Genomic DNA, 6,322 nt, shown 5'->3' with positions numbered 1-6,322 from the left:
CCGCGGTGGTGCCCGACGCCGTGGCGCCCGACGCCATGGCGCCCGACGCCGCAGTGCCCGACGACGCGCCCGCCGACCCTGCCGGGGCGCGCGCCGACGACGACGCGGCCCCGGCGACGGGCGGGCGCGGTCCTGTCAGGCCTCGACGACCACCGGGATGATCATCGGGCGGCGGCGTAGCCGGCCCGAGACCCACCGGCCCACCACGCGACGCACGACCTGCTGCAGCTGGTGCGTGTCGATGGTGCCGGTCGACGTGGCGTCCTCGAGCGCACGCGCGACCTCGGGCTGGATCGTCTGGAACACCGCCTCGTCCTCGGCGAAGCCACGCGCGTGGATCTGCGGGCCCGCGATGACCTTGCCCGTCGCGGAGTCCACCACGGCGAAGATCGAGATGAACCCCTCCTCGCCGAGGATCCGCCGGTCCTTGAGCTCGGCGTCGGTGATGGTCCCGACGCTCGACCCGTCGACGTAGACGTAGCCGCACGGCACGGCGCCGACGACGCTCGCGCGCCCGTCGACGAGGTCGACCACGACCCCGTCCTCCGCCAGGACGACCCGGTCGGCCGGCACCCCGGTCTTGACCGCGATCGCCGCGTTCGCGACCAGGTGGCGCACCTCGCCGTGCACCGGCATGACGTTGCGCGGGCGCAGGATGTTGTAGCAGTACATGAGCTCGCCCGCGCTCGCGTGGCCCGAGACGTGCACGCGCGCGTTGCCCTGGTGCACCACCTTCGCGCCGAGGCGCATGAGCCCGTTGATGACGCGGAACACCGCGTTCTCGTTGCCCGGGATGAGCGACGACGCGAGGATCACGGTGTCGCCGTGACCGACCGAGACCCGGTGGTCCCGGTTCGCCATGCGCGACAGCGCGGCCATCGGCTCGCCCTGCGAGCCGGTGCACATGAGGACGACCTCGTCGGGCGGGAGGTCGTCGACCGCCTTGACGTCCACGAGCGTCCCCTCGGGTACCGTGAGGTAGCCGAGGTCCGACGCGATGCCCATGTTGCGCACCATCGAGCGGCCGACGAGCGCGACCTTGCGGCCGTGCGCGTGGGCGGCGTCGAGCACCTGCTGGACGCGGTGCACGTGGGACGCGAAGGACGCGACGATGACGCGCTGGTCGGCGCCCGCGAAGACCGAGTCGAGGACCGGGCCGATGTCGCGCTCGCTCGTCGTGAAGCCCGGGACCTCGGCGTTGGTCGAGTCGACCATGAAGAGGTCGACGCCGGCCTCGCCGAGCCGCGCGAAGGCGCGCAGGTCCGTGATCCGGCCGTCGAGCGGGAGCTGGTCCATCTTGAAGTCGCCCGTGTGCAGCACCGTGCCGGCGCCCGTGCGCACGGCGACGGCGAGCGCGTCGGGGATGGAGTGGTTGACGGCGACGAACTCGCACTCGAAAGCGCCCAGCCGCTCGACCTGGCCCTCCTTGACCGCGAGCGTCGTCGGCGTGATGCGGTGCTCCTTGAGCTTCGCCTCGACGAACGCCAGCGTCAGCTGGGACCCGACCAGCGGGATGTCCGGCCGCATCCGCAGCAGGTACGGGACCGCGCCGATGTGGTCCTCGTGGCCGTGCGTGAGGACGACGGCGTCCACGTCGCCCAGCCGGTCGGCGATGTAGTCGAAGTCGGGGAGGATCAGGTCGACGCCGGGCTGGTGGTCCTCGGGGAAGAGCACGCCGCAGTCGATGATCAGCAGGCGCCCGTCGTACTCGAGGACCGCCATGTTGCGGCCGATCTCGCCGAGGCCGCCGAGGGCGACCACGCGCAGGGCGCCGGCGGGGAGCGCCGGGGGTGCCCCGAGCTCGGGGTGGGGGTGGGACATCGGACCTCCGGGGTCGGGTCAGTCGAGACGGCCCGCCGCGACGAGGGCCGCCCGGACGAGGGCGACCTCCTCGGCGTCGGCTGCGGCCTGGGGAAGGCGCATGGCGGCGCTGGGGATGAGCCCGAGCAGCGCCAGCGTGAGCTTGGACCGCAGGGCACCGTTGCCGCTGCCCGCGATGAGGTCGATCATCGGCATCGCCGCGCGGAACACGGCACGCGCCGTGGCGAGGTCGCCCGCGTCCACCGCGCGGATCACCTCGGCGAGCTCGTCGCCCACGAGGTGCGCGGCCATGCTGACGACGCCGACCGCACCGACGGACAGGAACGGCAGCAGCAGCGCGTCGTCACCCGCGTAGTACGCGAGTCCCGTCGCGTCGATGGCACGCATCGCGCCGACGACGTCGCCCGTGGCGTCCTTCACGGCGACGACGCGGTCGTGCGCCGCGAGCCGCTCGAGCGTCGCCAGGCCGTACCGGACCACCGTGCGCGCCGGCACGTCGTACAGCATCACGGGCAGGCCGGTCGCGTCCGCGACGGCGACGGTGTGCTGGTAGACGCCCTCCTGCGAGGGCCGCGAGTAGTACGGCGAGACGACGAGCAGCCCGTGGGCGCCCGCCTCGGCCGCCTGCTCGGCCATCCGCACCGCGTGCGCGGTGTCGTTCGAGCCGGCGCCCGCGACGACGTACGCGCGGTCGCCCACCGCGTCGACGACGGCCCGGATGACGTCGGCCTTCTCGGGCGCGTGCGTCGTCGGGGCCTCGCCCGTCGTGCCGTTGAGCACGAGACCGTCGTGCCCGTGGTCGACCAGGTGGTTCGCCAGCGCGGCGGTCGCATCGAGGTCGATGCCGCCGTCGGGCGTCATCGGCGTGACCATCGCGGTCAGCAGCGCTCCGAAGGGACGCCCGGCGACGACGGGACGGGCGTGGAGGGTGGGCGCCATAGGCAGCAAACTACAGCGCGGCGTCCGGAGCCTGCTCCGCGGTCCCACCTGGGGGCGCCGAGCGGACGAGCGAGCGGAAGCGGTAGCGCAGCCCGGTGCGCGAGACGTGCCAGCCGTCCACCGGCGAGCGCGACTCCTCGTGCCAGGTCTCGTCGAGCGCGGGCGCCCTCGTGTCGCCGTCGACGCGGAGGTCGATCTCGGTCAGCTCGACCCGGTCCGCCACGGGCAGGAAGGCGGCGTAGACCTGGGCGCCGCCGATCACCCAGAGCGAGCGGCCGGCCGCGAGGGGCGTGGCCGAGGCGACGTCCGGCACCACGTGCGCGCCCTCGAGGCGCAGGTCCGGGCGGCGGCTCAGCACGATGTTGGTGCGGCCGGGCAGGGGCCGGAACCGCTCGGGCAGCGACTCCCACGTGCGCCGGCCCATGATCACCGGGTGCCCCGTCGTGACCTCGCGGAAGTGCGCCTGGTCCTCCGGCAGGTACCACGGCAGGTCGCCGTCGCGCCCGATGCACCGGTCGGCGTCCTGGGCCCAGATCAGCCCGACCGAGACGGGACCGGCCGTCATCAGACGGCGACCGGCGCCGCGATGGCGGGGTGATGCCGGTAGTCGACGACCTGGACGTCCTCGAACGTGTACTCGAAGATCGACGCCGCGCGGCGCAGCTCGAGGCGGGGCGCGGGGAACGGCTCGCGCCGCAGCTGCTCGGTCACCTGGTCGACGTGGTTGTCGTAGATGTGGCAGTCGCCCCCGGTCCAGACGAAGTCCCCCACGGCGAGGTCGGTCTGCTGCGCGACCATGTGCGTGAGCAGCGCGTACGAGGCGATGTTGAACGGCACCCCGAGGAAGAGGTCCGCGCTGCGCTGGTAGAGCTGGCACGAGAGGCGCCCGTCGGCGACGTAGAACTGGAAGAACGCGTGGCACGGCGCGAGCGCCATCTCGGGGATCGCGGCGACGTTCCACGCCGAGACGATGAGCCGGCGCGAGTCCGGGTCGCGCCGGATCTGCTCGACCAGCTGCGCGACCTGGTCGACGTGGCCGCCGTCGGGCGTGGGCCACGAGCGCCACTGGACGCCGTAGACGGGTCCCAGCTCGCCGTCCTCGTCGGCCCACTCGTCCCAGATCGTCACGCCGTTCTCGCGCAGCGAGGCGACGTTCGACTCGCCGCGCAGGAACCAGAGCAGCTCGTGCACGATCGAACGCAGGTGCACGCGCTTGGTGGTGACGAGCGGGAAGCCCGCGGCGAGGTCGAAGCGCATCTGGTGGCCGAAGACGCTGCGCGTGCCCGTCCCCGTGCGGTCCGACTTGGGCGTGCCGTGCTCGAGCACGTGCCGCAGGAGGTCCTCGTACGGGGTGGCGACCGGCATGGCGACATCGTAGGGCGCGTCCGGGCGGGTCCGGCCGCGTCGGTCCACGCCCGCCCTCGCCGGGTCCATACTGGCGACCATGGCGATGGTGCACCTGGCAGCGCAGTCCCAGACCCTCCCGGTGGACCTGCCCACCGGCGTGCTCGTAGGCGGTGAGTGGACCGCCGGCTCGTCGGGTCGCACGTTCGAGGTCCACGACCCGGCCACGGGCGACGTGCTCGTCGAGGTGGCCGACGGCGCGCCCGAGGACGGCCTCGCGGCCCTGGCCGCGGCCGACGACGCGCTCCCCGCATGGCGCGGGGTCGCGCCGCGCGAGCGCGCCGAGGTGCTCCGCACGATCTTCGACCGGGTGATCGCGCGCACCGACGAGTTCGCGGCCGTCATCACGGCCGAGGGCGGCAAGCCGCTCGCCGAGTCCCGCGCCGAGGTCGCCTACGGCGCCGAGTACGTGCGCTGGTACTCCGAGCAGGCCGTCCGGGTCGGCGGGATCGTGCGGACCGCGCCGAGCGGCGCCAACCACCAGATGGTCCTGCGCCGCCCGGTCGGCCCCGCGCTCCTCATCACGCCGTGGAACTTCCCGCTCGCGATGGCGACCCGGAAGATCGCGCCGGCCCTCGCGGCGGGGTGCACGGTCGTCGTCAAGCCGGCCGGCCTGACGCCGCTGACGACGGCGCTCTTCGCCGAGGTCGTCCGCGAGGTGCTCGCCGAGCGCGGCCTGCCGACCGGCGTGGTCAACGTCGTGCCGACGTCGTCGTCGTCCGCGCTCGTCGAGCCGCTGCTCGCGGACCCACGCCTGCGCAAGCTGTCGTTCACCGGCTCGACGGAGGTGGGCCGGGTGCTGCTGCGCGGTGCGGCCGAGGGCGTCCTGCGCACGTCGATGGAGCTGGGCGGCAACGCACCCTTCCTCGTCTTCGACGACGCGGACGTGCCGGCCGCCGTCGAGGGCGCCGTCGCCGCCAAGATGCGCAACGCGGGGCAGACCTGCGTGGCCGCCAACCGGTTCCTCGTCCACGAGTCGGTGGCGGCGGAGTTCAGCGCCGGCCTCGCCGCGGCGTTCGAGCGGCTCGTCGTCGGCCCCGGCAGCCGCGCGGGGACCACCGTCGGACCGCTCATCGAGGCGCGCGCGGTGGACCGCGTCGAGGAGGTCGTGGCCGAGGCGGTCGACGGTGGCGCCCGCGTCGCCGTCGGCGGCGACCGGCCGGACCGCTCGGCGCTCCCGGGGCACTTCTACTCCCCCACCGTCCTGACCGACGTCGACCCGTCCGCGCGCGCCGTGCGCGAGGAGATCTTCGGGCCCGTCGCGCCCGTGGTGACCTTCGGCTCCGAGGACGAGGCGCTCGCGCTCGCCAACAGCACCGAGTTCGGTCTCGTGGCCTACGCCTACACGCGCGACGTCGGCCGCGTGATGCGGGTCGCGGAGGCGGTCGAGGCCGGGATGCTCGGCGTCAACCGCGGCATGGTGTCCGACGCGAGCGCACCCTTCGGTGGCGTCAAGCAGTCCGGGCTCGGCCGCGAGGGCGGCGAGGCCGGGATCGAGGAGTACCTCGAGAGCGTGTACGTCGCCCTGTGACGGACGCAGCACCGCCCGACCGGACCGGTCCTCCCGAGGACGCCGCCGACGTGCACGAGCGACGTGCGGCCATCCGCCAGGCGCTGTCGGTGGCCGCCGCGACGGGCGTCTACGGGATCTCCTTCGGAGCGCTCGCGGTCTCCGCGGGCCTGGACCTGTGGCAGACCTCCGCCCTGAGCCTGCTCATGTTCACGGGCGGGTCGCAGTTCGCGTTCATCGGCGTCGTCGGTGCGGGCGGCGCCGCCGGGGCCGCGGTCGCGACCGCCGCGCTGCTGGGCGCACGCAACGCGCTCTACGGCGCCGTGCTCTCGCCGCTGCTGCGCTACCGGGGGCTGAAGCAGGTCGCCGCCGCCCAGATCACCATCGACGAGTCGACCGCCGTCGCCACGGCGCAACGCACCCCCGCCGTGGCGCGGGTCGGCTTCTGGTGGGCCGGGCTCGGCGTCTTCGTGCTGTGGAACGTCTTCACCGTCGTCGGCGCCGTCGTCGGCGACGCGCTGGGCGACCCGCAGCGGTGGGGCCTCGACGCGGCTGCGGCGGCCGCGTTCCTCGGCCTGGTCTGGCCGCGCCTGGCCCCCCGCGCCGCACAGGTCGTCGCCGCCGGTGCGGCCGTCGTCGCGCTCGCGC

At 74.2% G+C, this 6,322-nt stretch carries 6 protein-coding genes; 2 read left to right on the top strand and 4 right to left on the bottom strand.

Annotation, left to right across the window (positions count from 1 at the left end; translation table 11 throughout):
* Positions 1-135: 135 nt before the first annotated feature.
* The 4 genes from ICW40_RS15855 to ICW40_RS15840 are packed head-to-tail and all read right to left on the bottom strand — an operon-like array spanning position 136 to position 4,125.
* Entirely contained in the window at positions 136-1,821 is a 1,686-nt protein-coding gene (locus ICW40_RS15855) for a ribonuclease J (protein ID WP_221654983.1), read from the bottom strand.
* Between the two features lie 18 nt (positions 1,822-1,839).
* Positions 1,840-2,760 (bottom strand): 4-hydroxy-tetrahydrodipicolinate synthase, encoded by a 921-nt coding sequence (gene dapA, locus ICW40_RS15850; protein ID WP_221654982.1) that lies wholly within the window; start codon positions 2,758-2,760, stop codon positions 1,840-1,842.
* A 10-nt stretch (positions 2,761-2,770) separates the two neighbouring features.
* Positions 2,771-3,325, bottom strand: coding sequence for a dihydrofolate reductase (locus ICW40_RS15845; protein ID WP_221654981.1), 555 nt, complete (start codon positions 3,323-3,325; stop codon positions 2,771-2,773).
* On the bottom strand, positions 3,325-4,125 hold the full coding sequence (locus ICW40_RS15840) for a thymidylate synthase (RefSeq protein ID WP_221654980.1): 801 nt from the start codon (positions 4,123-4,125) through the stop codon (positions 3,325-3,327). Before ICW40_RS15840 ends, ICW40_RS15845 begins: the two co-directional genes overlap by 1 nt.
* 79 nt (positions 4,126-4,204) lie before the next feature.
* On the opposite strand from ICW40_RS15840, the gene ICW40_RS15835 reads away from it, so the two are divergent.
* Positions 4,205-5,695, top strand: a complete 1,491-nt coding sequence (locus ICW40_RS15835; RefSeq protein ID WP_260459307.1) for an NAD-dependent succinate-semialdehyde dehydrogenase — start codon at positions 4,205-4,207, stop codon at positions 5,693-5,695.
* 50 nt (positions 5,696-5,745) lie between these two features.
* Positions 5,746-6,322: AzlC family ABC transporter permease (locus ICW40_RS15830; RefSeq protein ID WP_221654984.1), on the top strand; the 577-nt coding region annotated here is incomplete at its 3' end.

This window comes from Actinotalea ferrariae (assembly GCF_019733465.1).
In the GTDB taxonomy this organism is placed as follows: Bacteria; Actinomycetota; Actinomycetes; order Actinomycetales; family Cellulomonadaceae; genus Actinotalea; species Actinotalea ferrariae_A.
This window is presented reverse-complemented; position numbering and strand designations above follow the sequence as displayed.

What these genes read in the sequence shown, in the direction of transcription:
- ICW40_RS15845 (WP_221654981.1), bottom strand. Translation starts at nt 3,325, where the DNA reads ATGACGGCCGGTCCCGTCTCGGTCGGGCTGATCTGGGCCCAGGACGCC.
- dapA (WP_221654982.1), bottom strand. Translation starts at nt 2,760, where the DNA reads ATGGCGCCCACCCTCCACGCCCGTCCCGTCGTCGCCGGGCGTCCCTTC.
- ICW40_RS15840 (WP_221654980.1), bottom strand. Translation starts at nt 4,125, where the DNA reads ATGCCGGTCGCCACCCCGTACGAGGACCTCCTGCGGCACGTGCTCGAG.
- ICW40_RS15835 (WP_260459307.1), top strand. Translation starts at nt 4,205, where the DNA reads ATGGCGATGGTGCACCTGGCAGCGCAGTCCCAGACCCTCCCGGTGGAC.
- ICW40_RS15855 (WP_221654983.1), bottom strand. Translation starts at nt 1,821, where the DNA reads ATGTCCCACCCCCACCCCGAGCTCGGGGCACCCCCGGCGCTCCCCGCC.